27 protein-coding genes and 3 pseudogenes are annotated in these 24,930 nt (G+C 58.7%); 9 read left to right on the plus strand and 21 right to left on the minus strand.

Translation table 11 applies throughout. From position 1 onward, the window contains the following. Positions 1-13 precede the first annotated feature (13 nt). A complete protein-coding gene (locus IM290_RS15145; protein ID WP_062937758.1) occupies positions 14-1,045 on the plus strand; it encodes a methionine synthase in 1,032 nt (343 codons plus the stop codon). Positions 1,046-1,087: 42 nt separating this feature from the next. Here the strand turns inward: IM290_RS15145 and IM290_RS15150 are convergent, their stop codons facing one another. From IM290_RS15150 to IM290_RS15160, 3 genes are read right to left on the minus strand one after another with little or no spacing between them, the layout of a single operon-like run. Continuing rightward, positions 1,088-2,875, minus strand: a complete 1,788-nt coding sequence (locus tag IM290_RS15150; protein WP_193041943.1) for an aryl-sulfate sulfotransferase — start codon at positions 2,873-2,875, stop codon at positions 1,088-1,090. A 23-nt stretch (positions 2,876-2,898) separates the two neighbouring features. Beyond that, positions 2,899-3,642 (minus strand): ABC transporter ATP-binding protein, encoded by a 744-nt coding sequence (locus tag IM290_RS15155; protein ID WP_193041942.1) that lies wholly within the window; start codon positions 3,640-3,642, stop codon positions 2,899-2,901. Further along, the gene (locus tag IM290_RS15160; protein WP_193041941.1) at positions 3,639-5,207 is read right to left on the minus strand and encodes an ABC transporter permease; all 1,569 of its coding nucleotides are present in this window, start codon (positions 5,205-5,207) and stop codon (positions 3,639-3,641) included. The genes IM290_RS15155 and IM290_RS15160 overlap by 4 nt, the downstream gene beginning before the upstream one ends. Before the next feature lie 222 nt (positions 5,208-5,429). On the opposite strand from IM290_RS15160, the gene IM290_RS15165 reads away from it, so the two are divergent. Further along, positions 5,430-6,488: an ABC transporter substrate-binding protein gene (locus tag IM290_RS15165; RefSeq protein WP_193041940.1), complete on the plus strand. Its 1,059-nt coding sequence runs from the start codon at positions 5,430-5,432 to the stop codon at positions 6,486-6,488. On the opposite strand, the gene IM290_RS15170 is transcribed toward IM290_RS15165, so the two are convergent. Both IM290_RS15170 and IM290_RS15175 read right to left on the minus strand, forming a co-directional pair. Continuing rightward, positions 6,485-7,429, minus strand: a complete 945-nt coding sequence (locus IM290_RS15170; RefSeq protein WP_032669943.1) for a LysR family transcriptional regulator — start codon at positions 7,427-7,429, stop codon at positions 6,485-6,487. The genes IM290_RS15165 and IM290_RS15170 overlap by 4 nt on opposite strands. Before the next feature lie 68 nt (positions 7,430-7,497). After that, a complete protein-coding gene (locus tag IM290_RS15175) occupies positions 7,498-8,430 on the minus strand; it encodes a LysR family transcriptional regulator (protein WP_062937754.1) in 933 nt (310 codons plus the stop codon). Positions 8,431-8,529: 99 nt separating this feature from the next. Here IM290_RS15175 and IM290_RS15180 point away from each other — a divergent pair, with 99 nt between their 5' ends. Together IM290_RS15180 and IM290_RS15185 are read left to right on the plus strand one after the other, a co-directional pair. Continuing rightward, positions 8,530-8,964, plus strand: coding sequence for a DMT family transporter (locus IM290_RS15180; RefSeq protein WP_032669945.1), 435 nt, complete (start codon positions 8,530-8,532; stop codon positions 8,962-8,964). A gap of 4 nt (positions 8,965-8,968) precedes the next feature. Beyond that, a complete protein-coding gene (locus IM290_RS15185) occupies positions 8,969-9,427 on the plus strand; it encodes a DMT family transporter (protein WP_032669947.1) in 459 nt (152 codons plus the stop codon). Positions 9,428-9,470: 43 nt separating this feature from the next. Here IM290_RS15185 and IM290_RS15190 read toward each other — a convergent pair. The 3 genes and pseudogenes from IM290_RS15190 to IM290_RS15200 form a co-directional block, all read right to left on the minus strand. After that, positions 9,471-9,656, minus strand: a pseudogene (locus tag IM290_RS15190) (DUF3833 family protein); the annotation flags it as partial. A gap of 65 nt (positions 9,657-9,721) precedes the next feature. Then, a pseudogene (locus IM290_RS15195) lies at positions 9,722-10,153 on the minus strand (SDR family NAD(P)-dependent oxidoreductase); the annotation flags it as partial. Next, complete coding sequence (locus IM290_RS15200) at positions 10,150-10,584, minus strand: nuclear transport factor 2 family protein (protein ID WP_193041939.1); 435 nt, start codon at positions 10,582-10,584, stop codon at positions 10,150-10,152. The gene IM290_RS15200 and the pseudogene IM290_RS15195, both read right to left, overlap by 4 nt. 259 nt (positions 10,585-10,843) lie before the next feature. Here IM290_RS15200 and IM290_RS15205 point away from each other — a divergent pair, with 259 nt between their 5' ends. Next, the gene (locus IM290_RS15205; RefSeq protein ID WP_032669954.1) at positions 10,844-11,041 is read left to right on the plus strand and encodes a hypothetical protein; all 198 of its coding nucleotides are present in this window, start codon (positions 10,844-10,846) and stop codon (positions 11,039-11,041) included. 1 nt (position 11,042) lies between these two features. Then, a complete protein-coding gene (locus IM290_RS15210) occupies positions 11,043-11,816 on the plus strand; it encodes a hypothetical protein (RefSeq protein ID WP_032669955.1) in 774 nt (257 codons plus the stop codon). 1 nt (position 11,817) lies between these two features. Here IM290_RS15210 and IM290_RS15215 read toward each other — a convergent pair whose 3' ends face one another. From IM290_RS15215 to IM290_RS15225, 3 genes are all read right to left on the minus strand, one after another. Further along, a complete protein-coding gene (locus IM290_RS15215; protein ID WP_193041938.1) occupies positions 11,818-12,045 on the minus strand; it encodes a DUF1272 domain-containing protein in 228 nt (75 codons plus the stop codon). A gap of 16 nt (positions 12,046-12,061) precedes the next feature. Next, entirely contained in the window at positions 12,062-12,304 is a 243-nt protein-coding gene (locus IM290_RS15220; protein WP_080276443.1) for a GNAT family N-acetyltransferase, read from the minus strand. A 66-nt stretch (positions 12,305-12,370) separates the two neighbouring features. Next, complete coding sequence (locus tag IM290_RS15225; protein WP_193041937.1) at positions 12,371-12,955, minus strand: TetR/AcrR family transcriptional regulator; 585 nt, start codon at positions 12,953-12,955, stop codon at positions 12,371-12,373. A gap of 103 nt (positions 12,956-13,058) precedes the next feature. Here IM290_RS15225 and IM290_RS15230 point away from each other — a divergent pair, with 103 nt between their 5' ends. Then, on the plus strand, positions 13,059-13,526 hold the full coding sequence (locus tag IM290_RS15230) for a DUF1348 family protein (protein ID WP_193041936.1): 468 nt from the start codon (positions 13,059-13,061) through the stop codon (positions 13,524-13,526). A 128-nt stretch (positions 13,527-13,654) separates the two neighbouring features. Here the strand turns inward: IM290_RS15230 and IM290_RS15235 are convergent. After that, positions 13,655-13,732: pseudogene (locus IM290_RS15235) on the minus strand (YebG family protein); the annotation flags it as partial. A 220-nt stretch (positions 13,733-13,952) separates the two neighbouring features. On the opposite strand from IM290_RS15235, the gene catA reads away from it, so the two are divergent. After that, positions 13,953-14,630, plus strand: coding sequence for a type A chloramphenicol O-acetyltransferase (gene catA, locus IM290_RS15240; RefSeq protein WP_193041935.1), 678 nt, complete (start codon positions 13,953-13,955; stop codon positions 14,628-14,630). A gap of 409 nt (positions 14,631-15,039) precedes the next feature. After that, on the plus strand, positions 15,040-16,017 hold the full coding sequence (locus IM290_RS15245; RefSeq protein ID WP_193041934.1) for a hypothetical protein: 978 nt from the start codon (positions 15,040-15,042) through the stop codon (positions 16,015-16,017). Between the two features lie 223 nt (positions 16,018-16,240). Here IM290_RS15245 and paaY read toward each other — a convergent pair whose 3' ends face one another. From paaY to paaE, 9 genes are all read right to left on the minus strand, one after another. Next, entirely contained in the window at positions 16,241-16,837 is a 597-nt protein-coding gene (paaY, locus tag IM290_RS15250; protein ID WP_193041933.1) for a phenylacetic acid degradation protein PaaY, read from the minus strand. A gap of 9 nt (positions 16,838-16,846) precedes the next feature. Then, complete coding sequence (gene paaX / locus IM290_RS15255; protein WP_039270818.1) at positions 16,847-17,782, minus strand: phenylacetic acid degradation operon negative regulatory protein PaaX; 936 nt, start codon at positions 17,780-17,782, stop codon at positions 16,847-16,849. A gap of 134 nt (positions 17,783-17,916) precedes the next feature. Beyond that, positions 17,917-19,233 (minus strand): phenylacetate--CoA ligase PaaK, encoded by a 1,317-nt coding sequence (gene paaK / locus IM290_RS15260; protein ID WP_193041932.1) that lies wholly within the window; start codon positions 19,231-19,233, stop codon positions 17,917-17,919. A 26-nt stretch (positions 19,234-19,259) separates the two neighbouring features. Beyond that, positions 19,260-20,465 carry a 3-oxoadipyl-CoA thiolase gene (gene pcaF / locus IM290_RS15265; RefSeq protein ID WP_193041931.1) on the minus strand — a complete coding sequence of 402 codons (1,206 nt, stop codon included), beginning with the start codon at positions 20,463-20,465 and terminating at the stop codon, positions 19,260-19,262. After that, entirely contained in the window at positions 20,465-20,887 is a 423-nt protein-coding gene (paaI, locus tag IM290_RS15270; RefSeq protein ID WP_017693477.1) for a hydroxyphenylacetyl-CoA thioesterase PaaI, read from the minus strand. Before paaI ends, pcaF begins: the two co-directional genes overlap by 1 nt. Further along, positions 20,877-22,301 (minus strand): 3-hydroxyacyl-CoA dehydrogenase PaaH, encoded by a 1,425-nt coding sequence (gene paaH, locus IM290_RS15275; protein ID WP_193041930.1) that lies wholly within the window; start codon positions 22,299-22,301, stop codon positions 20,877-20,879. The genes paaI and paaH overlap by 11 nt, the downstream gene beginning before the upstream one ends. A gap of 1 nt (position 22,302) precedes the next feature. Further along, the gene (gene paaG, locus IM290_RS15280) at positions 22,303-23,091 is read right to left on the minus strand and encodes a 2-(1,2-epoxy-1,2-dihydrophenyl)acetyl-CoA isomerase PaaG (protein ID WP_026094304.1); all 789 of its coding nucleotides are present in this window, start codon (positions 23,089-23,091) and stop codon (positions 22,303-22,305) included. Next, on the minus strand, positions 23,091-23,858 hold the full coding sequence (gene paaF / locus IM290_RS15285; protein WP_045141540.1) for a 2,3-dehydroadipyl-CoA hydratase PaaF: 768 nt from the start codon (positions 23,856-23,858) through the stop codon (positions 23,091-23,093). The genes paaG and paaF overlap by 1 nt, the downstream gene beginning before the upstream one ends. Beyond that, entirely contained in the window at positions 23,855-24,925 is a 1,071-nt protein-coding gene (gene paaE / locus IM290_RS15290) for a 1,2-phenylacetyl-CoA epoxidase subunit PaaE (protein WP_193041929.1), read from the minus strand. The genes paaF and paaE overlap by 4 nt, the downstream gene beginning before the upstream one ends. Positions 24,926-24,930: the final 5 nt, after the last annotated feature.

A 24,930-nucleotide genomic window follows, 5' to 3' on the forward strand; every position in this document is an offset into this window, starting at 1 on the left:
GGTCTTTTTTATTATGAAAACATTGCTCCCAACGTCAACGGCAGGCAGCCTGCCTAAGCCAACGTGGCTGGCTCAACCGGAAACCCTGTGGTCGCCGTGGAAATTACAGGACGACGAACTGATCGCCGGTAAACAGGATGCGCTGCGTTTGTCGCTGGATGAACAGGTTCGCGCCGGGATTGATATCGTTAGCGATGGCGAGCAGACCCGTCAGCACTTCGTAACGACCTTTATTGAGCACCTCAGCGGCGTGGATTTTGAGAACCGCCAGACCGTGCGCATTCGCAACCGCTATGACGCGAGCGTGCCGACCGTGGTGGATGCGGTTGCACGCCAAAAGCCCGTTTTTGTTGACGATGCAAAGTACCTGCGTCAGCTCACCGACAAGCCGATCAAATGGGCGCTGCCGGGCCCGATGACCATGATCGACACCCTTTATGATGCCCACTACAAAAGCCGCGAGAAGCTGGCCTGGGAATTTGCCAAAATCCTCAATCAGGAAGCACGCGAGCTGGAAGCCGCAGGCGTCGATATTATTCAGTTCGACGAGCCGGCCTTTAACGTCTTTTTCGATGAGGTAAACGACTGGGGTATCGCCGCGCTGGAGCGCGCCGTTGAAGGGCTGAAGTGCGAAACCGCGGTGCACATCTGCTACGGGTACGGCATCAAAGCCAATACCGACTGGAAAAAGACGCTCGGCTCCGAGTGGCGACAGTACGAAGAGGCCTTCCCTAAGCTGCAGACCTCAAACATCGACATTATTTCCCTGGAGTGCCACAACTCCCGCGTGCCGATGGACCTGCTGGAGCTGATCCGCGGCAAAAAGGTGATGGTCGGCGCTATCGACGTGGCGACGAACCATATCGAAACGCCTGAGGAGGTCGCCGACACGCTGCGCAAGGCGCTGCAATTTGTCGATGCTGACAAGCTTTATCCGTCCACCAACTGCGGAATGGCCCCGCTCTCCCGTCAGGTTGCTAACGGCAAGCTGAAGGCGCTGAGCGCGGGCGCTGAGATTGTTCGCCGCGAGATTTTGGCAAAATAACCTCGCCCCTCCCGGGAGAGGCTCGCTCTCCCGGGTATCGCATTATTCACTCACCCCGCTCAACCACTCACCTACGCTTTCTACCGATTGCTGTGCGGGCGCACGCGAGACCGCCTGCCCATGCCCGATCACCAGCAGCGTGGGCAGACCGCGCACGCCCAGCTGGCCTGCCAGTTCCGTGTTCAGATCGGCGTCCAGATAGCGGGTATCAAACCGCGCCGTCAGTGGAATCAGCTTCTCGTTCGCCAGCAGCTGCCAGAGCCTGCGGCAGTGCACGCAGCGCTCCGCCCCGACAAACAGCAGTATCGGGCCATTGCCTTCCAGCTCACTCGACGCGCTCACCGTTTTGAACGCGCTTTCCGCCACGCGGAACAGTTTCGGACTGCGGCGAAGGGTATCGTTATCCGTCGCGACGCACAGCGCATCGGCACTTTTGCTGTAGGGCTTCACGCCTGCGACCCGCACCACGCTTTGCGCCGGGCCCGCCGCCGCGGCGCCCGGCTGGCGTAAGGTTCGAACATCCACCGGGACTATGGGCGTTTCCCGCGGCTGAGGAAGCTGCGGGATCCAGCCATAAGGAATGCGGTACGCGCGGTACACCATGTTGTTGTTAAGCGTCTTGCCCCAGAACGGCGATACGTATTCCCAGACAATTTCATGATTGCGCGTCACTTCAAAAATACGCCCGTTGGAGCCTTCATTAATCAGCGTATTGCCGTTTTCGAGGCGCTGCATATTGCTGATATAGGGGCTATAAAAACGATAAGAGTCGGTTGGCTGGGGAAGATCCGCTTCATACGGCGAGTAGCGCCACTCGATATCCAGCGTCACGGGGTTAATTTCGAGGATCCGCGAATAGTCGCGCCAGGCGTTTTTCACCCCGTCCGCCGAGGCCGGGTTCGGCGCGCCGTACCCCGCCCAGCCGCCGTTATCGAAAATAAGGATATTGCCCGCGCCGGGCAGCCCCTGCGGGATCATGTGCGCGTGGTGCTGACCGATGATCCAGCCGATGTGTTTTAGCGCTGGCGTGCTGTAATCCGGGCCAAGCTGCCAGACGATGTTGCCGGTCTGCTTATCGATGATGGCGATGATGTTGGACTCGCGGGCGTCCCAGATGATGTTGTCAGGGTGGAAGCGGCTGTCTCCGGCGTCATACCATTTATTCGGCCCCAGCGTGGACATCGAGTTGATATGCATCCAGTCGCCCATTCCGCCGCCGCTGGCGCGCATGTTGGGGTTATTGTACAGCGCGGTGCGCGCCGCATCGTCGAAGCCCAGCTCCTCAAAATGATCGCTGCAGCGCCATTCCCACACCATGTTTCCCTCCCAGTCGACCTCAATAATGGTGTCGTCCAGCAGGACCTTGTCCGATATCGCCTCGTTGACCAGGTTAGTGTGGGCGAGGATCAGCGTATTCCCCCCTTCGACCTGCGGCTCCAACCCCGGCGCGTAGTAGCCAACCGGATTGCCAACGCGCTGATAGTCGTGGTGCGCCCGCGCCATCCAGCGGGTTTCATTGCCCGGATCGCTCACTTTCTCATAGCGATCGAAGGACCATGTCACATTGCCTTCCCAGTCAACCTGGATCAGATCGAGCATATCCTGCATACCGTAGCGCGGGTCGCGCTCGCCGCTGTGTCCGAGGATTGCCCCGCCCGGCAGAATTTTATTGGGGAAGCCGTGGAGCTCAGGCCATTCCCGCACCACGGCGCCGTTCATATCGACAAGCACCGCGCCGTGCTCGGTGGCCTGGAAAAGGGTATAGCCGCTCCACGCGCGCGCAGGATCGTAAAGCGTCGCGCCGGTCGGGAAAATGGAAGGATGGCCCATGTTTTGCTCCTTAGTAAACGTTGTCAGGCAGAGGTAATAAGATGACGAATATGACGGCAGGCGTCGGCGAACGCGGCGTCGTCCCGCTGTCGCGGGTGCGGCAGCGTGAGGCTCACCACCTCGCGAATGCGGCCGGGACGTGGGGAAAGCACCACGACCCGGTCGGCCAGGGCGACCGCCTCTTCAACGTCATGGGTCACCAGCAGCGTGGTGGTTCCCTCGCTTGTGTGAATATGCAAAAGCGCCTGCTGCAGGGTGTGACGCGTCAGCGCATCGAGCGCGCCGAACGGCTCGTCCAGCATCAGAATTTGCGGGCGGGCAACCAGGCCGCGAGCAATAGCGACGCGCTGGGCCATCCCGCCGGAAAGCTGCGCGGGCAGCGCGCTCTCGAACTCGGTGAGCTGCACCCGCGCCAGCATCTCCCGCGCGCGCTGGCGTTTGGCGGTCCGGCTCAGTTTTTCGTCCGCCAGACCCAGCATGACGTTGTCGATTACACTCAGCCAGGGGAACAGCCGCGGCTCCTGGAACACGATGCCGCGCTCTTTGCCCACGCCTTTGACCCGCTTGCCGCTGATGCGAATTTCGCCCTGCGTCGTCTCTTCAAGGCCGACCAGCATGCGCAGAAGCGTCGACTTACCGCAGCCGCTGCTGCCCACCAGCACCACCAGTTCACCGGCAGCGATGTCGAGACTAAAATTTTGCAGCGCCGTGACCTGCTGCCAGGTTTTACGCACATGTTGAAATGAGACCAGAGTTTGGGCGGTCATGATGGCTCCTGTTGGCGCCAGCGGGTGGCGCGAAGTTCCAGTAAACGTCCGGCTTTATCCAGCGCTGCGCCGGTGAGACCGACCAGCACCATGCCGCAGAGAATGGTGGGCATATCCAGCAGCTGTTGGGCGTTGATCATCAGGCTGCCGATCCCGGCGCCCGAGGACATGAAGTATTCTGCGCCAATGTTGCCAAGCCAGGCGTAGATCATCGCCAGCCGCAGCCCGGCGAAAATACCGGGCGCCGCGCCGGGAAGGATCAGCACCCTCAGGCGCGTCAGGCCGCCTAAACGCAGGACGCGCGCCGCTTCGTCCAGCTGCGGGCTGCGCTGCAGCACGGCCTGAAGGGTGCTAAAGAACATCGGAAAGAACGAGGCCAGGGCAATAAAGACGATTTTGCCGACGTTATCGTTGCCCACCCACGCGGTCAGCAGCGGTAGCCACGCAAAAAGGGCAATATGGCGCAGCACGTTGAGCGATGGCGTCACGATCTGTCCGGCGCGCGGCCGCAGCGCCAGCAGCAGCCCGCAGAACAGGCCACCGGCAATACCCGCCGCCCCGCCCGCAAAGGCGCGCCCGAGGCTCGCCAGCATCGCCGTCGCCAGCTCCCCGCTTGCCGCACCCTGCATAAAGCGCCCGGCGACCGTCAGCGGCGAAGAGAACAGCGCCGCATCAATCCATCCCCATAGGCTAGCCAGCTGCCACAGCGCCAGCAGCAGGATCGGCAGGTGCAGCGCCTGCCAGCTGGCCTGCGGTTTCCATGCAAGACGCCCGACGGCGGGCTGGGGCCAGAACACCAGACGGGAAAAGGCCCGATTCGCCGCCCACTCCATCAGCATGCCGCTAAAGCCCACCACCGCGATGGTGACGAAAACGATATCCAGCTGGAACAGCTGGCGCCCCCAGACCATCAGGTAGCCAATGCCCTCCGACGAGGCGAGCAGTTCAACAACGATCAGCGACACCCAGGCCTGAGAAAGCGCCAGCCGCAGGCCGGTAAACCAGCCGGGAAGTCCCGCGGGGATCACCAGCCAGCGCAGCCGCTGCCAGCGGGAAAAATTCATCACCCTGGCGGCCTCGCTCAGGGTATGGGGCTCGCTGGCAACCGCCTGCTGCGTGTTGATCGTCATCGGCACGATGGTGGTCTTGATGATTACCGCCAGCTTCAGGCCGTTATCGATCCCGAACAGCACCATAAAAAGCGGGATCCACCCCAGCGTCGGGATTTGCGCCAGCGCGTAAAACAGCGGCTCCACGCGACGCGCCGCGCCGGGAACCAGGCCGAACAGCGCGCCCAGCAGCGTGCCGGCGAAGGCGCCTGCCAGCAGGCCCAGCAGCAGATGCTGCAGGCTAAACGCCCATTGGGAGAGAAGGTCTCCTGCCAGGAGCGAGAGCGCCGCGTCGGCGACCACCGAAGGCGCGGGTAAAATTTGTTCCGGCATCCAGTGGCGCTCTGCCGCGATGGACCACAGCAGCAGCAGTAGCGCGGGCAATATCCACGGCCAGCCGTTAAGTCGTACTTTCAGCCTTCCGGATGAGCCCGTTTTTAAAATTATTTGCGACATAGTGCTTCACGTTTAAACCCGTCATGCCGTTATAAAAACCCGCCCCGTTCCCCTTCGTCATTGCGTTACGCGAATAATTCCGATGCAACAAATGCATTTCAGCCTGCCGGACTCGCTGGCGCTGATTTAGCTCATTTTCACCTGTCCTTTTCCAATAAAAGCATTTAACAGCGGGCCGGGCGGCTCATTAGGGTGAGAAAAAACACACTGGAGTAACTTGTTATGATGAAAGCAATTTTTAGCCGCGCTCTGCTGCCGCTGGTGGCCGCCTTTGCCCTGATGGGGAACGCAAGCGCCGAAGCGCTGCACGCCATTCGCATCGGCGTGCCGGATCAAAGTGCGGGCAGTAAGCCTTTTATTGAGGGCCCGGTCGGCATGGCGTACATCCGCCACCAGCTTGAGGCGGTGTTCAAACCCCAGGGCGTTGAAATCCAGTGGCAGTTCTTTAAGGGCGCGGGTCCAGCGGTGAATGAAGCCCTGGCTAACCAACAGCTTGATTTTGTCTACCTTGGCGATCTGGCGGCCATCATCGGCAAAGCGAACGGCCTTCCCACGCGCCTGCTGTTGGGCAGCCGCGGGTCGGAGTCTTACCTGGCGGCGACCCGCGCCTCGGGCATAAAAAAACTGGAAGATTTAAAGGGTAAACGGGTCGCGGTGTATCGCGGTACCGCTGACCAGCTGGCCTTCGATCGCGCACTGCAGTCCGCGGGGCTTACGGAAAGAAACCTGCAGGTCATTAATCTCGACTGGAATGCCGGAAAAGCGGCGCTGGCGGCGGGCCGCGTGGATGCCGTCTGGGGCGGCGTGTCTCTTCTGGCGCTGCGGGGCGATAAGATCGACGTGGTGGTGAAGAGCGGGGATTCCGGTCGTCAGAACACCACGCAGGCGGGATTCCTGGGGACGCAAACCTTTATTGACGCCTGGCCGCAGGCGACGCAGCAGATTATCGACGTGCTGGTGAAAAACGCGGCAGAAATCAGCGACCCGAACAATCGTGAAGCCTGGTCGGCGGAGATGGCGCAGCAAAGCCAAATCCCTAAAGCGCTGTTCCTTGAGGAACTGCAGCCGCAGGATCTTAACTTCACCACCTCACCGCGCATCGATCCCTTCCTGACCGACAGCTTTACCAACAGCGTCGAGCAGGCGCATTCGGGGCGCCTGATCCGCAGCGCCTTCAGTGCCAAAGAGTGGTTTGATGGCGCCTTCGTCGAGCAGGCCCTTAGGGCGCAAAAGCTGGAAAACCGGTGGCCGCAGTATAATACTCAGGGCCACCCGCTTTAACTCCCCTCCTCCTGCGCCAGCAGCTGATTCTGATGCTGGCGGTCGGCATGGAGGATCGTCTCAATCATCTTTTCCACCAGCGGCGGCTGGGCAGCATGGACCGGGGAAATAATGGCAAACCGGGTCTGCATCAGCCGCCACTCTTCGGGCAGGTCGCTTATCTCCAGCTTCACCAGCCGGTGGCTGTGCTGGCACAGCGCAAAGCCATCCTCGCTGGCGAAGCTTATCGCGTGGGTACAGGCGAGCGTAGAGAGCAGCGCATAGACGTGGTCGCACTGGATTGCGGGGGTAAAATCCTGCTGCTGGCTGAGGGTGGCCAGCACTTTGCGCACCCCCGGCGGTAAATAAGGTGCCGCAAAGGGGTAACGCAGGAGCGCCTGCACGGATACGGTATCCTGCTGCGCCAGCGGATGGTCGGCATGACAGATAAAAAAGCAGCGCTGCGGGCTCAGCGGCTGCACCCGCAGCTGGGGATCCAGCTCCGCCTGCCAGCTATCGGCCACGACAAACGGGAAGTGTTGCGTGTTCAGCGCCTGATGCAGCGTGAACCAGTTATCGATCTGAAAGCGTACCTTCGCCTGCGGCATACTGCGATGAAATGCCCCCACGGCGGCGGGTATCAGGCGAGCAGCCGGTGCCGGACCGCAGCCGAACGTCACTTCACCGGTTTGCGCCTCCTCCGCTTCGCGCATCTGGCTGCTGAGCTCAACGTTCAGCTCCTGAAATCGACGGGCGTAGGGCAGCAGCGTTTGTCCGTGCAGCGTCAGGGTGGCCAGTTTGCTCTGCCGGTCAAACAGGGGATGCCCGACGCTCTGCTCCAGCGCCTGAATGCTGCGGCTAAATGCAGACTGCGAGAGGCAGACCGCCTCTGCCGCGCGATTAAAACTGCCGTATTCAACCAGCGCGACGAAGTTGCGCAGTTGGCGAAAGTCTAGATGCATAGTCCCGGGTTATCCTTTAACGTTTTCGCTACAGTACGGGATAGCGGCCAGGTCGCGCAATCGCAGGTTCATCTTTGCCAGTAAAGCGGCGTGCCGAAGCGCTCTACGTAATAGTCAATCACCGCCCTGACGTTAAGGGGCGGATGACGCGCGTTCGGGTAGATCGCCGCAATGGTCTGCGGCTCTGTGTTGATTCCGCATTCATGCTCCGGCAGGAGCGACACCAGCTCGCCGCTTTTCAGCCTTTCACTCACCAGCCAGTCGGGGAACAGCACGATCCCCATTCCGCCCAGCGCGGCAATCAGCAGCGTTTCGGCGTTGTTGGAGGTCATCAGCGGCGCAACGGGATAGTGAACCCACGCCTCGCCCGGCCGACGCATCAGCCAGCGGTTAGGCCCGGACGATCCGCGGTAGACGAGGCAGCGGTGATGCGCAAAATCCTCAGGCGCCTCAGGCACGCCGTGCTTTTGCAAATAGACCGGCGACGCCGCCAGATGATAAAACTGCTGCCCGAGCACCCGCGCGTGAAACGAGGAATCCGTCAGCGTGCCGATGCGAAACAGCACGTCGGCGGCATCCCGGTGTGGATCGATAAAGTCGTCGGTGAGCGTCAGCTCAATGTTGAGCCGCGGATAGCGCGCTGAAAGGCCGGCCAGGCCGGGAGCCACGTGCCGTTGTCCAAAAAAGACCGGGCAGTTAATTCGGATCAGGCCCGTGGGCTCAAGGGATCGCTCATCCAGCTCCCGTCGCGCCTCCTCAAGGTTTCCCGCCATCGCCCGGGCGTAGCGAATAAATAGATGCCCGCTTTCGGTCGGAATAACGGCACGCGTGTTGCGGTAAAAAAGCTGCTGGCCGAGCGCGTCCTCAAGCTGGTGGATCACGCGTGAAACCTGCGAAGCGGAGACCCCTTCCCGGCGCGCGACAACGGAGAAATTCTGCGCTTCATAAACCTCAATGAAGATCAGCAGCGCGCGAATGCTAATGTTTCCGGCATCAATCATTAATGCATATCCTGCATAGGTGTTTCCTGCATTATGGCATTTTTCTCATCGATGGTAAGGCGTAATCTTCTCGGCCTGGAATAAGGGAGAAGAAGCACTATGCAATTTTTTTTGATTTTACTGGTGATTGCCGGCGGGATGGGGCTGTCCGTTGAGGCTGGCCTGCTGGGGCCGCTGGGCGAACAGGTCGGGGATTTGTGGGCGACGTTCAGCATATTTGGCGTCGGAGCCGCACTGACGTTTCTGCTGATGCTGTTTTTCAGCCCGCGCAACAGCCCGTCGTTTTTCGCGCAGCCATCCTGGCAGCTGCTGGGCGGCGTGCTTGGACCGGTTTACGTGGTTATTCTGACCATCGCCACGCCGGTCATCGGCATCGCCATGACGATGATCGGTATTCTGGCGGGACAGGTATTCAAAAGCCTGATCATCGACCACTACGGCCTGCTGGGTACACCGCACCGCAGGATCGATACGAAACGCATTATCGCGCTGGCGTTCATTATTGCCGCGCTTATTCTCGTGGCGCAGGGGTAACGTTATGACCGTCATTATGATTATGTTAGCCGTTATCGGCGGCGCAACGCTGAGCGTCCAGGCCGCCATTAACGGACAGTTGGGCAGCCGCGTGGGCGTATTTAAAAGCGCGTTTCTCACCTTTTCCGTCGGCGCGCTGGTGACCGCCCTGCTCATTTTCTTCTTTGAGCCAAAACAGGCGGTCAGCCTGATGGACGTACCGAAATGGCAGCTGCTGGGCGCGCTGTGCGGCGTGCCGTACATCGTCGTGATGGTGCTCGCCGTGCAGCGTATCGGCACGGCCGTCGCGACGGTGGCGGTTATCCTGGGCCAGCTGGCCATGAGCATGCTGATTGATAACTTTGGCTGGCTCAACAATGAAGCCATTCCGTTTTCAACGAGCCGCCTGGCTGCCGTCATCTGCCTGGGTATTGCCCTGTATTTTATTTACTCCAGCAATAAATCCCGCCCCGCCAGCGACTGAATCACGCTTTACGGGTAAAGAAGAGCGTCACCGTGGCGACGGTGACGCCTTCGATATCGCCAGCCGTCCCTTCATAGCGGTCTGCCGCCACGCGGCGGATCTGCTTCCCGCTGCGATCCTGCACCATGCTCCACGCCTCGGTTTTCCCCTGGAAATAGGTGAAAATGTCCAGCTTCGGCTGCTGCTGACGGTACTCCGTTACCTCCGTGCGGCAGCCCGCCAGCAGCATCGTCAGGGCAAAAGCCGCGATGATATCTCCGTTTTTGCCGTCATAGCGCCCGTCCGGCGTCAGTAGCTGCGAGGTGTAAACGGTAAAAGGCCCCCAGGTGAGCGTGGCGCTTCCCACCTTGCGCCAGCCGAGCCAGTCGGCATACAGCTGACGACGATAAAGGTCGGCTCCAGAAACTCAATCGCGCCAAGCCGTTCACCGATGAGGTGGGCCAGCGTGCGGGCGTAGTCTGGCCCCATATCAAAGTTGAGGTATTCGCAGGTTCCGGCGCAGAGGATAACGACGTCGGCGTAGCACCCCGTCAGGGCCTGGCGACAGGCGTCCCTGTCCGTCATGTCGAACAGGCGAACCGTGACGTTGGGGCTGTGCTGATGCAGGGCTTCAAGGCGCGCCGGGTCACGCCCGCAGGCAATGATGTGATAGCCGTCATCCGCAAAGGACCTCGCCAGCCCGGCGCCAATGCCGGAACTCGCGCCGGTAATAAGTACGGTTTTCATGATTTCACCCTGCGCTTCACGCCGCGTACCGCCCAGCCGGGAACGGGAAGATGTTCATAGATCATCTCTCCGGCGTCGTAATAGTCCCGCTGGCGCACAATCAAGTTATTTTCCGTGTCCACTACGGAACAGCCCGGCAGCTCAAGCGGATCTCCCCCGGCAATGCGCGGATGCGACCAGTGCATCGTCCAGGTGACGACAAAACGGCTGTCGCCACTCAGCGGGGGGTCGATGGAAAAGCGGCAGTTGTCCACGTTAGCCAGCAGATGGGTAAAGTAGCGCTGGAGCGCAAACAGCCCGTGATGCTCACCGAAGGGATCGATAAGCGTGGCGTCAGGGTGGTAAAGCCCTGCCAGCGCCGACGGTGGCTGGGCATCCAGCGCGGCGTAGTAATCAAAAAACCGACTGACGACGGAGGGCAACATGCTCATGGGTCACATCCTGGCTGTAAACAACGTGGCGTAATCGCATAATTAAAACTTACACAGCAACCGTTATTTGTCCAGGTTTGTTGGTGAATATATTTTTTTTAACCAACATTTACATAGGGTTAAAAATGACAACAAAAGCCATTTTTGAGATCGGGATGAGTTCCCGTGCCCAGCAGCTGCTGATTTTAAGGAAAACCTTAAGGCAGACTCGCCGTTTATCCTCCAGGCTTATCCTTTTTATTCATAAGGATGCTTCGCGATGAGACGTTTCTTTCTCTCACTCTTTTCAAGCCCGGAATCTTTGCTTCAGGTGATGACGCAGCAGGAGATCATTGAAGCCGTTGAGGACGGGGACCGCATTATTATCGATCAGGACGGAAACGCCTCGGTGAACTACAAAAGCAATGAGGTTCGCCAGGATTTTCTGCGCCACGTCACTGCGCTGAAGAGGGCGTGATATGGGAACGGCGATATTTATGGTGCTGATGGTGTGCGGGTACTGGTATACCAGCCGCGATCTCTCGACGCGGTTTAAAATTAAGCGTTCCTTCGGCTGGGACGTGTATTTCCTCGTCGCGCTTTATGGCTGTATTTTCGTTTTACAGGGCGTGATCGCCACCGGCCTCCTCTGGCTGCTGCTGTTCGCGCTGTCAGCCGCGGACAATACTTTTCACTTTACCTCGCAGAAATATGCCGACTGGCAGATAGATTTCATGAACTGGAGTTTCCTGGGGATCCAGGCGCCGGTAGTAGTGATGCTGGCCTTCGCCATTCTGTTCTGTCTCTATCGTTCTAACTGGGCGGGCAGCGCGAGGCTCGACGGCGAGGGCCGGAAAAAACTCTACAAGCGCCTGGCGCAATCAAGCGGCATTGAACAGCTCCTTTACCAGTGCATGGAGCAAGGGGAGCTGGCGCAGGTGGCGCTGAGGTCTCGGCGAATCTATGTCGGCATGATCCATACCGCCACGCTGGAATATGAAAAGACGGCCAATATCGTGCTGATCCCGATGCTAAGCGGCTATCGCGATGAAAAAACGATGAATCTGCGCATCGAAAATAACTACAGCAGGTGGTACCACGAGCATGACATCACGCTTGATTCGGATCCCCGAAGCGCCATGGACTTCCGCAGAGTCATCCTGCTCAATCAGATTGAGAGTATTTCGCTCTTCGATCCCGCCAGCGCCAGCGCGCTGGAGATGGCGCCGGAGGAGGACAACGACGAGCGGTAGCCTACTTTGTATAGCGGCGCAGCGTGGATGCCGGGTGCTTCAGCAGCGCCGCCTCAGGACGTACCGGACGGCGGACAAACTCACCGCCGCAGTTTGGACAGCGCCCGCTCAGCGCCTGAGTGACGCACTCGTTGCAAAAGGTGCATTCGAACGAGCAAATGTAGGCTTCGGATGTATCGGGCGGGAGATCTCTATCGCAACGTTCACAGTTAGGGCGAAGTTCAAGCATGGGGTTCACCTGTTTTTTAGATAGACGCCTGAAGAGGCATTCTCATTATTTTGAGTACGCTCTGCTGTGATGCCGTCTCAAACACCACTTCATTGACGCAAAGCATGCCCTGTCTCTGATAGAACCTGTAAGCGCCTTCGTTTTGCTCGAGCACTTCCAGCCATAAAGAGCGCTTGCCGTTATTTCTGGCCAGCTGTACGGCGTGTTCAAACATCAACTTACCATAGTGTTTGCCCGTTTCAGCTGGGTCCAGGTAAATCCCCCTGCCGCCGACCGGGAAAAACCGTGTAAACGGCTCATTCTGCCGAGCCGATGACGCCTCGCTCTACGCCGCCTGCCCGGTTATTTTCTCCAGCCCACTCTTCAGCCCGTGAATAACCGCGTCGACATCCATTCCCATCTGGGCATGAATGATGGCTCCGTCGATCAATATCATAATTTCATTAAGCCGTTGTTCATCGGAAATAGCCGTCAGGGCCGCAATTTTTTCTTTCGTCTCTAATTTATGGCTGCGGCAAATTTCTTTTATTTCGTTTTCAACCTCTTCGGATTTCGCTTCTGCGCTGGCGTTAATAAATGCGCAACCGTGGAATGAAGGCATCACAAACCACGCGTGAAGCGTTGCTGCCAGAGCATCCGACGCAGTTCTCCCTTCGTCAACATTCAGGCGCAGCGCGGTCTCAAACCAGTCTATCCATATTTCGTGCCGATAATGCAAATAGGCAAGAATGAGCAAGTTTTTACTGGGGAAATGACGATAAAAAGTTACTTTCGTCACGTGAGCCTGCCTGATGATGGTATCTATACCCGTTGCTTTAAACCCCGTGGAATAAAACAGCTCATGCGCGGTTAGTACTATTTTCTCTCTGACGCTAATTTTTTCGTTTTTATTCGCAATGGATGTTTTCACCACGTTCGAGCCTCAATTGAGTTGTTGACAGCGTTATTTTTCAGGCCTAGATTAACGCAAGTAGACAGATCTGTCTACATGCTATCAACCAGAGGTCATTCAGATGAACATACGCCCACCGTTACCGCCCTTTACCCGTGAAACGGCTATCGAAAAAGTCAGGCTGGCAGAAGATGGCTGGAACAGCCGCGACCCCGCAAAAGTTGCCCTCGCCTACTCCGTGGATACAAAATGGCGAAACCGTGCGGAATTTGCCGCTAACCGCGAAGAAGCCCAGGCCTTCCTGGACCGCAAATGGAAAAAAGAGCTGGACTATCGCCTGATCAAAGAGCTTTGGGCGTTTACAGAAAACCGTATTGCCGTGCGCTATGCCTATGAATGGCATGATGATTCGGGCAACTGGTTCCGTTCTTACGGCAATGAAAACTGGGAGTTTGACCAGGATGGCCTGATGACGCGTCGTTTCGCCTGCGTAAATGACATGCCGATCGAAGAATCAGAGCGTCTGTATCACTGGCCGCTGGGCAGACGTCCAGATGACCATCCTTCTTTAAGCGATCTTGGGTTATAGGTTGAGTCGCGAGGGGATCTTCAATCACACCTTTCTGAGCATCATTCGGGGGAACGGCAGCGAGACGTCCCCTGAATGAAGATGGGTACGGGCGATCAGGCAGCCTTCACGGCTCTGATTTTTTTCCCGTCAGCCTCTTTCTTGCTGGCAAATGTCATTTTCTCTTCACCTTTTCTTACGACAATATATTTTATTTCAACAGCCATGATACGCCCCTTGCACTGTGGTTATATACAGTATAATAGCACCAGCTAATGTTGCAGCCAAAATGTGTTTCACAGGGCACATTTCCTTTCCAGCCGTACAGGGATACGCTACTCTCACAGCAGCGTTCGCAACCCAAGCGGTTCAGTGCCTGTCCCCTTTCTTACCTCCTGAAAAATCAGATAAACATCTGATTTACGATTGCTCAAAAAAGGTTAAGAAATGAAAAAAACAGCCCCAGAATATACACCTGTTGAACTATCCCGCTGGGCAAGAAAGGAACATTTCGAGGTCTTTCAGGCTTTTGCGCAATGCACGTTCAGCCAGACCGTTCAGTTAGACATTACCGGGCTGCTAAAAAATACAAAAAAGTTTGGCTGGAAATTTTACCCTACAATAATTTTTCTCCTTTCACAGGCTGTGAACCGGCATGCTGAATTCCGTATGGCCATGAAGGATGATGAACTTATAGTCTGGAATGAAGTCCACCCCAGCTATACCATTTTCCATAATGAGACGGAAACGTTCTCATCATTATGGAGCCATTATGATGGCAATATTCTCCACTTCCTGGACGCCTATTCAGCAGACGTTGCCCGCTATGGCAACAACGTTGCTTACTGGCCGAAGGGCGAGTCTCCGGAAAATATATTTTTCGTATCGGCGATCCCCTGGGTAAGTTTTACCAGTTTTGATACCAACGTCGCGAAGATGCAGAATTTTTTCACCTCCATGTTTACGCTTGGGAAATACGTTGAGCAGGAGGGGAAAATACTGTTGCGACTCGCCGTTCTTGTCCATCACTCCGTGTGCGACGGTTTCCATGTGGCAATAATGATCAACGAGTTACAAGAGACATGCCATGACCTGCTGAAGCATTTAGACGAACTCAATGCCTGATTAGCCGTTTGCCAGCAGGCAGGCTAGCGTAACCACTTTTAATGGCTGTTTCCCGCCACGTTATTACAGCCCCCCCTGAACGTTCTGCTGGCGTTTAAAACGTATTCACCTGTCTCTGACCAGATTGGTTATTCATCAGCAGTGCCGATGCTGAATAATTCCGCTGCCGTTGTGAGTCGGTAGCGGATTTTTAAAGTTCAAAATCCATTTAGCGAAAAATCATCTACTATTCTTAGTGCAAGTAATGAATTTCCAACCTGATGGGAATTTTTTCACGTTTTACCGGATTTCTTTTTATAAATGGACTACCCGGCTCCTTTAGAGCACAGGTGTTGAAGGTGGTTATATTTCCTGTTTCTTCAATCAGTTCCTGGTTCCGAACGCATATATTATTTAAAGGACAACCGTTATGACTCACATTCACGAAAGCGCCATAAACAGCACGACACCCGACACTCGTCTGACGCTGCCCGCCGCGAGCAGCAGCGCTGTATCATGGGGCGCAATCTTCGCCGGCGCAGCAGCTGCGGCCTCTCTCTCTTTGATTTTACTTATGCTGGGCGCCGGGTTAGGTCTTACGTCTGTTTCGCCATGGGAAAGTCGCGGGCTTGACGCAGGTAAGGTGGGTATTGCCGCTATAGCGTGGTTAACCTTTACTCAAATTGTTGCGTCAGGAATGGGTGGCTATTTATCCGGGCGACTGCGCACCAAATGGGTCGATACGCGCGGCGATGAAGTCTATTTCCGGGATACTGCACATGGATTTTTAGCCTGGGCCGTAGCGGCGCTCATATCCGCTGCGCTGTTCACGAGCGCCGTAAGCTCCGTCATCGGAGGGGGAGCTAAAATCGTGGGGAATGTTGCCGGCGGAGCAGCGCTAACTACGGCGGCGGGTGCCGCAAGCATGGCTAACGGGTCCCAGGACGAACAGGGTTCGTCGATGCAGTATTTCGTCAATTCGATGTTCAGGTCGAATGCCCCAGGCACCTCCTCAGGCAACGCCGACGCTCCCGCATCGCCAGCCGCTCCGGCAACGCCTTCAGCATCTCAACAGCCCGTCTCTCCTGCACAGCTGAGCGAGGTGTCGGGGATATTTGTAAACAGCATTACCAGCGGGACCCTGCCCCAGGAAGATCGTCAGTATGTCGCTCGGTTGATCGCTCAAAATACGGGTATCAGCCAGCAGGAGGCTGAACAGCGGGTGCAGAGTACCTATGACAAAGCCCAGGCTAAATTAAAAGAAACGAAGGAGAAAGCTCAGCAGGCTGCGGATGCCGCACGCAAAGCCACGAGCTATCTGATGCTCTGGACGTTCATTTCTCTGCTGGCAGGTGCCTTCGTCGCCAGCCTGTGCGCGACCTTCGGTGGTCGTCAACGTGATTTATAATCGTTAAAAATGCGGGAGGTTTTAAATGCGCTCTTTATTACTGTTCTTTTTAGGGGTACCCATTCCAATTATTATTTTGATTGCCCTGTTTTTCCACTGATGCACGTGTAGCAGCAGGCCTTTTAAACGTACGTCATGAGAGTAGCCAAAACATAAATGCCCGGAAGGGCATTTATGTTTTTTCTTTTGGGGTTATGCCAGCGCGAGCTGACTGACGCTCTTTTTACGTGGCAGACTTCGGGCGTAAATTCTCATCAAACGTCAGCCGCTTGCGCCCTTCTTCCGCCTCGCGCAGCGGCTCAACCTGATGCAGCGTCTGCTTACAGCGCTCCACCAGCACCTGATACTCTTTTGTGCCCTGCTTCTTCCACGCTATCTCCTGCGCGCTTAACTCACGAATCGCTTTCGCCGGACTGCCAAGAATCAAGTGATTCGCAGGCATCTCCGCTTTGGCCTTCACAAACGCCGCCGCCCCGACGATGCTGTTTTCGCCGATCGTCGCCCCGTCCATCACGACCGCATTCATCCCCACCAGCGCATTACGGCGGATAATGCAGCCGTGCAGGATCGCGCTGTGGCCGATATGCCCGTCCTCTTCCACCACCGTGTCCTGCTCCGGAAAACCGTGCATCACGCAGTTATCCTGGATGTTCGCGCCGTCTTTCACCACGATCCGGCCAAAATCACCGCGCAGGCTGGCGTTAGGGCCAACGTAAACGCCCTTGCCCAGAATCACGTCGCCAATCAGCACCGCGGTCGGGTGTACATAGCTCTCGTCAGGCACGACCGGCGTCAGACCATCAATTTGATAAACAGGCATACCCTCTCCTTATGTGATATTCAGACCACCAAAACGCTGGTGATAAAGCGTGCCGGGAGCGGGCAGCTCGCCTACGGAGGTTTCCCCCTTCTCACTGACAAACGCCAGGGCTCCCGCCGCCACGCGCTGATAGATGTTAATACACAGCTGTCGCGCGCTCTGTCCCGCCCAGTGCGCAGGAAGTAACTCCTCCGGCAACAGCGGATCTTTCAGCACCACGCGACGATAAAAATGAATGAGTAACAGCTGGATCTGGAAGCAGCGTTCCGGGGTCAAATCCTCAGGCGGCGCCTCTTTCAGCAGCGGCAGCAGCGGACGGAACGAGTTGATAAACGTTTCGTACATCGCGTTTTGTTCGGTCAGCTGCCAGCACTCTTCCACGCGGGATCGTAGCGCCGCGCGTGACAAGGCCAGCGGCGAATGGGCTTCAAAGAAAATGACGTTTTCCGCCACGCCCGCGTCGTGGAGCAGCGACTGTACGTCCGCCAGATGCTGCGACGGCGAGGCCATCAGGCTCGGTGCCAATGTGCCAAACCCTTGCCATATCAGCTGTTTTTTCACATCGGCCAGCGTGGTTTTATCCAGCCCTTCTGACAGCAGAAGCAGCCACTTGCCGTCCCAGGCGGGCAGCTCCGCGCGGTAGATTTTGCTTTCCGCACGGCGGGTCAGGCGCAGCCCTTTGTCGCTGAGACGGTAAAAGCTGCGGCGGCCAATGCGGGACACGTCCAGCCAGCCCTCTTTGTTGAGGCGAAACAGCGCGGTGCGCACAAAGCGCTCCCCGAAACCCATCCCTTCCAGCAGGGCCGCCAGGCTGCCGAGCCAGATCTCTCCGCCGCGATGGGAAAGCGCGTCGCCATACAGCGAGGAGATAAGCGACGTTCCGCTGACGGGAACAGAGCTGACTGCGTGCTGGATAAAGGCATCAAGTTTATTCATGTGATTCATTCTGTTGTGATTTTTATCCTGGATGAATCATAGCACAGGAATTTGGGGTTTCCCCCTCACCCTAACCCTCTCCCAAAGGGAGAGGGAACGTTGTCCACCCTCTCCCTTTGGGAGAGGGCTGGGGGGAGGGAAATTCAACCGTTGGCCGCAACCTTGCGCAAATCAAACACCCGGCAGGCTTTCCCTTCCGAGCGCGGAATGCTGCCGCAGTTGACGATCGTCACGTCCGTTGAGATCCCCACCATCGATTTAATGCGGTGGCGCAGCTGGTGGCACACCTGGCAGCGCTGTTCGTGTGAGAGCGTCAAGCTACTCTGTTTCAGCTCGACCTTCACCGAAAGTGAATCAAGATGCCCGCGGCGGTTTACCTCCAGCTGGTAGTGCGGCGAGAGGTGTTCGAACTTAACGATCTCCTCTTCCAGCTGTGACGGGAAGACGTTAACCCCGCGAATGATGAGCATGTCGTCGCTGCGCCCGCTGATGCGATCCATCCGGCGCATGGTGCGTGCGGTGCCCGGCAGCAGGCGCGTCAGGTCGCGGGTGCGGTAGCGGATCACCGGCAGCGCCTCTTTGGTCAGCGTGGTGAACAGCAGCTCGCCCTGCTCGCCGTCGGCCAGCGGCGTGCCGTCATTCGGGTTAACGATCTCCGGATAGAAGTGATCTTCCCAGATGGTCGGGCCGTCAGCGGTTTCAAGACACTCCATCGCCACGCCCGGCCCCATCACTTCGGAGAGACCATAGATATCCAGCGCGGTAATGCCCAGCCGTTTTTCAATTTCGCGGCGCATCGCCTGCGTCCACGGCTCAGCGCCAAACACGCCGACGCGCAGGGAACAGGCGCTGGCATCGCCGCCCATCTGACGCTCCAGCTCTTCAATCAGGTTCAGGCAGTAAGACGGCGTCACCATGATCATATCCGGCTGGAAATCGCGGATCAGCTGCGCCTGCTTCTCCGTCTGGCCGCCGGACATCGGGATCACCGTCGCTCCCAGACGCTCGGCACCGTAGTGCGCCCCCAGCCCGCCGGTGAAGAGCCCGTAACCGTAAGCGACGTGAATTTTATCCTTCGCGCTGCCCCCGGCGGCGCGCAGGGAACGGGCGACGATATTGGCCCAGTTGTCGATATCATTCTGGGTATACCCCACCACGGTCGGCTTTCCGGTGGTGCCCGACGAAGCGTGGATACGCACCACCTGCTCCATCGGCACCGCAAAGGTATCAAACGGGTAGTTGTCGCGCAGATCCTGCTTGGTGGTGCACGGGAATTTTTGCAGGTCCGCCAGCTCGGTGAAATCGTCAGGGTGAACGCCCGCGGCATCAAACTTGCGTTTGTACATCGGAACGTTGTTGTAGGCGTGGTGCAGCGTCCACTTCAGGCGCGCGGTCTGCAACGCCTGCAATTCATCAATGGACGCGGTTTCGATCGGATCAAGCTTTGTTGTATTTATCATCGCAGGGTACTCACATTATTGTTCGCTCAAACACGCTCAAGGATCATGGCAATGCCCTGACCCACACCGATGCACATCGTACACAGCGCGTAGCGACCGCCGCGTCGGTGCAATTCATTGCTTGCGGCCAGCGCCAGTCTGGCACCGCTCATTCCCAGCGGATGACCTAGCGCGATCGCCCCGCCGTTCGGGTTGACATGCTCCGCGTCATCCGGCAAGCCCAGCTGACGCAGCACACCCAGCGCCTGTGCGGCGAAGGCTTCATTAAGCTCAATGACGTCCATATCGGTGATACTGAGTCCGGCACGCTCCAGCACCTTGCGGGTGGCGGGCACCGGGCCTAATCCCATCAGGCGCGGCTCGACGCCCGCTGTCGCCATGGCCACAATGCGGGTGCGCGGGGTTAACCCCTGGGCAAGCGCCATCGGCTCGCTGGCGATAATCAGCACCGCCGCCCCGTCGTTGACGCCAGAGGCGTTCCCCGCCGTCACCACACCGTTCTTACGGAACGGGGCTTTCAGCGCGGCAAGCTGTTCCAGGGTGGTTTCGGCGCGCGGATGCTCGTCCACGCTCACTTCCGTTACCGCACCTTTTTTCCCCGCCACCTGTACCGGGATAATCTCCTGCGCCAGAACGCCATTCTGCTGCGCCCGCGCGGTGCGCTGCTGGCTGCGCAGGGCAAATGCGTCCTGATCGGCACGGCTTATATTTAACAATTCCGCTACATTCTCTGCCGTTTCCGGCATGCTGTCAGTTCCGTATTGCTGATGCATGAGCGGATTCACAAATCGCCAGCCGATGGTGGTGTCGAAGATCTCCGCCTGACGCTGAAACGCCGCCGTGGCTTTGCCCATCACGAACGGCGCACGGGACATGGATTCGACGCCACCTGCGATCAGCAGATCGCCATCCCCGGCCCTGATGGCGCGCGCCGCAAAGCCAATGGCATCCAGACCGGAGCCGCACAGGCGGTTAATGGTGGTGCCGGATACCGTCTGCGGCAGCCCGGCCAGCAGCGCCGACATGCGCGCCACGTTGCGGTTATCCTCCCCGGCCTGATTCGCGCAGCCGAAGATCACGTCATCTATGCGCTCCAGATCGAGCTGCGGGTAACGCGCCAGCAGCGCACGCAGCGGCACGGCCCCTAAGTCATCGGCGCGCACGCTGGATAATCCTCCGCCGTAGCGACCAACCGGGGTACGCACCCCCTCACAAATAAATGCGTCACGCATCAGGCTTCTCCTGTCACACTGCCGCCGGTGCGGTGCGATTTCCCGCGAAAAAGAGCGACGGTTTTCTGGTGTTGGTTCTGAATTTCAATGTCGTAGACGCCGGTCAGTTTGCCCTGATGCTTCACCCGCGCGGTGGCGGTGAGCTTATCTCCGGCAAAGCCTGGACGCAGAAAATCGATAGCGCAGCCTGAGGCCACCGCCGCCAGCCCCTGACTGTTGCAGGCGTAGGCAAAGGCGGTATCGGCCAGCGAGAACAGCTGTCCGCCGTGGCAGGTTTTATGCCCGTTGAGCATCTGCGGGGTGATGGTCATGGTCACCACCGCGTAGCCCTCGCCCATGTCGATAATGTCCATCCCCATCGCCTGCGCGCAGGCGTCCCGTTCGTACATCGCGCGGGCGTTATGCCAGGCGTTATGACTCATAGCTACTCTCCAGAAGCGCACGCTGGCGCAGCAGTGAACAGGGCCGATAGCGTTCCTCGCCGTAGTGACGTTGCAGATTCTCCAGCAGCGTTAACAGACGCTGCCAGCCAAGGCGCTCGCCCCAGGCGATGGGCCCGCAGGGATAGTTGACCCCTAAGCGCATGGCGGTATCGATGTCTTGCTCGCTGGCGACCCCTTTTTGCAGGGCGTCCAGCGCTTCGTTGGCAATCATCGCTACCGTGCGCCAGACCAGCAGACCGGGGTAATCGGCAATCTGTACCACCCGTTTCTCCTGGTGCTGCAACCAGTAAATGGCTTTCTGCGTGGCGGCGTGCGGGTTGCCGGGTGCGGCGGCTATCACGGCCACATCCCGCTCGATGCGGTCGACCACCACCACCGGGCAGCCGTGGCGCAGCGCCAGCGACTGCGCAGTTTCACCCTGCGTTTCGATCAGCAACAGATCGTCAATTTCCGTGACACCGTCACTTCTTCGCTGTACGCGCATCGGGCTGAAGCTGTCGCTGACCGGGGCGAGCCAGCTGACGGCGGGTTTCTCCTCCAGCCAGCGGTAAACGCCCTGCCCGCTTTTCTTACCCAGACGCCCCGCCAGCACCAGCTCCTGCTGCACCAGCGACGGCAGAAAACGACGCTCCTGCCAGAAGGCGTTAAACACGGAGCAGGTCACGGCAAAGTTGACGTCCTGACCAATCATGTCCGTCAGCTCAAGCGGCCCCATCGGGAAGCCTCCGCCGTCTCGCAGGGCGGCGTCGATCACCTCGGGCGTTGCCACCTGCTCTTCCAGCGCACGCCAGGCTTCCGAGTAGAACGGGCGCGCCACGCGGTTGACGATAAACCCCGGCGTGGACTGGCAGCGTACCGGCTGCTTTCCCCAGCTCAGCGCCAGCTCGCACAGTGCATCGGCCACTTCGGGAGAGGTCGCCAGCCCGCTGACCACTTCCACCAGCTTCATCACCGGGGCAGGATTGAAGAAGTGCAGCCCGGCGACGCGTTCAGGGTGGTTTATCTCCGCTGCAATCGCGGTAACGGAAATGGACGAGGTATTGCTGGCAAGCAGCGTCTGCGGCGGGCAGATCTCTGCCAGCTGGGTAAACAGCGCTTTTTTTACCTCAAGCCGCTCGGAGGCCGCCTCGATCACCAGATCGGCTTTCGCCAGAGTACTGATAGTCGTCACCGGCGTCAGGCGGGCGAGGATCTGTTCCCCGGCGTCGGCAGAGAGTTTTCCGCGCGCAACGCGAGAGGAGAGCCGCTGACGAATGCCGTCGATGGCGCGGGAAATCGCCGCTGCATCAATGTCGTACACCAGAACCGGATGACCGTGGCTGGCTGCCACTTCGGCAATCCCGGCGCCCATGGTGCCGCTGCCAATGACGGCGACCGTATGGATATTCACCATCTTATTTCCCCGTAAAGTTCGGCGCGCGTTTTGCCAGGAACGCGCTGACGCCTTCCCGGTAGTCGTCGCTGCGTCCGGCCAGACGTTGATAGTCGCGCTCCAGATCAAGCTGGGCGTCGAGGGTATTGGTTTCGGCGGCGTTAATCGCCTGCTTGATCAAGCCCAGGCCAAAGGTCGGCTGCGAGGCAAAATGCAGCGCCATCTGCTGTGCGGTGGCGGAGAGCTGGTCGTCGTCCACCACCTGCCAGATCATTCCCCAGGCCTGTGCCTGCTCGGCGCTGAGCTTATCGCCCAGCAATGCCAGCCCCATGGCGCGGGCGCGTCCGGTCACGCGCGGCAGCAGCCAGGTTCCGCCGCAGTCCGGTACCAGCCCGAGCTTGCTGAAGGCCATCACAAAGCTGGCTGAACGGGCCGCAATCACCATGTCACAGCCGAGGGCCAGCGTGGCCCCCGCGCCCGCCGCCACGCCGTTAACCGCGCAAATCACCGGCTTCGGCAGTTTTGCCAGACGGCGCACCAGCGGGTTGTAAAAAGTCTCAACGGACATGCCCAGATCGGGCGCGGGGCCGTTCGGGTCGACGTTACGGTCGTTAAGATCCTGCCCGGCGCAGAAACCGCGTCCTGCCCCGGTGATCAGCAGGCAGCGGATGGCGTCATCGCGCTCGGCCTGCTTCAGGCATTCGGAAAGCTGCTGGTGCATGACGTCGTTAAAGCTGTTCAGGCGCTCCGGGCGGTTCAGCGTAATGGTCATTACGCCCTGCTCAACATGGCTCAGAATAGATTCCACAATTAGCGTCCTTTAAAGTCTGGGGTGCGTTTTTGTAAAAAGGCGTTGATACCTTCCCGGCGATCGTCGGTGGCCGCGAGCAGCGCAAACAGCTGACGCTCCTGCGCCAGCCCGGCCTGAAGCGGGACTTCCTGCGACTGGCGAAGCGCCTGCTTCGCCGCCTGTAGCGCCAGCGGCGAGTGGCGCGCCATCAGCGCCGCCTGCTTCAGGGCGTACTCCAGCGTCAGCGAGGCCGGGTAGACGTCGCTGACCAGCCCGGCGCTGTGCGCCTGAACCGCCGTGATGCTTTCGCCCGTCAGCACCATTTTGCTGGCCAACGATTTGCCCACGCTGCGGATCAGCCGCTGGGTGCCGCCTGCGCCCGGCATGATCCCGAGGGTGATTTCCGGCAGACCAAAACGGGCGTTATCGCCAGCAATCACGACATCGCAGAGCAGCGCCAGCTCACAGCCTGCCCCCAGCGCGAAGCCGTTTACGGCGGCAATCAGCGGTTTGGTGAAGGCGTTGATCCGCGCCCACAGCTGCGGACGGATATCGTTCAGGGTGGCGGGCAGGTCTTTCTCCGCCATTTCGTTGAGATCGGCCCCGGCGGCAAAGCAGCGTTCGTTGCCGTACACCACGCAGACGGCGATCTCAGCATCCGCGGCGGCGGCCTCAAGCTGCTCCGCGATTTGCAGGAGCAGCGCATTGTTGAGCGCGTTGCGCGCCGCCGGACGGTTAAGCGTCAGCTGCAACACGCGACCGTGACGGGTGACAATCAGTTCACTCATGCCATCCCCTTCGCATCAAAATCGACGATAACATCGGCGGTTAACGGCAGCGCCTGACAGCTCAGCACATAGCCTGCGGCCAGCTCGTCCGGCTCCAGGCTGTAGTTGGTCGCCATATCGACTTTTCCGCGCAGCACTTTGCATTTGCAGGTGGCGCATACGCCGCCCTTGCAGGCGTAAGGCAGATCCGCCCCCTGACGCAGGGCCGCGTCAAGAATGCTCTCGTCGTCCGCCGTCAGGGTGATCTCCCTGTCGCGCCCGTCCTGACGGACGGTGACCTTCTGCCCGTCGGCCTGCACGCTGGCTGTCCGTTTAACGGCGGTACCTGGCGTGTTAAAGCGCTCAAGATGAATCGCTTTTTCCGGCATACCCAGCGCTTGCAGCGCCGCTTCGGCCTCATCCATCATCGCCGACGGGCCGCAGATGAAGGCTTCATCGTACTGACGGAAATTCACCAGCGTTTTTGCCAGCGCCTGGAGCTTTTCCCCGTCAATGCGGCCATGGAGCAGATCGCTGTCGAGCGTCTCCTGGCTGAAGATGGCGATCAGCTGCAAACGCTGCGGGTATTTATCTTTCAGGTCCGCCAGCGCCCGGCGGAACATCATGCTCTGGCTGCTGCGGTTGCCGTAAATCAGGGTGAAGTGGCTGTGGGCTTCAGTGGCCAGCGTAGCGGACATAATCGCCAGCATCGGGGTGATCCCGGACCCGGCGGCAATCGCCAGATAGTGGCCTTCGCGTTCGGCCTGCGGCTGATAGCCAAACTGCCCCTGGGGCACCATCACCTCCAGCGCCATGCCCGGTTTGATCTCGTCCCGGGCATAGGGGGAAAAACGTCCGCCCTCGATGGCTTTGACCGCCACGCTGATCTCACCGCACGCGGTGCTCCGGCAGATGGAGTAGCAGCGGCGCAGTTCATCCCCGCCAGGACTGGCTTTCAGGGTCAGATGCTGACCGGGACGGAAGCGGTACGCCTCCTGTAACGCCTGCGGCACCGCGAAGGTAATGGTCACCGCGTCGCGGGTTTCGGGTTCTACTTTTGCCACTGTTAATGAATGAAACGTTGTCATGGCAG

The sequence above is a fragment of the Enterobacter cloacae complex sp. S1 genome, from assembly GCF_014930525.1.
GTDB lineage: Bacteria > Pseudomonadota > Gammaproteobacteria > Enterobacterales > Enterobacteriaceae > Enterobacter > Enterobacter hormaechei_C.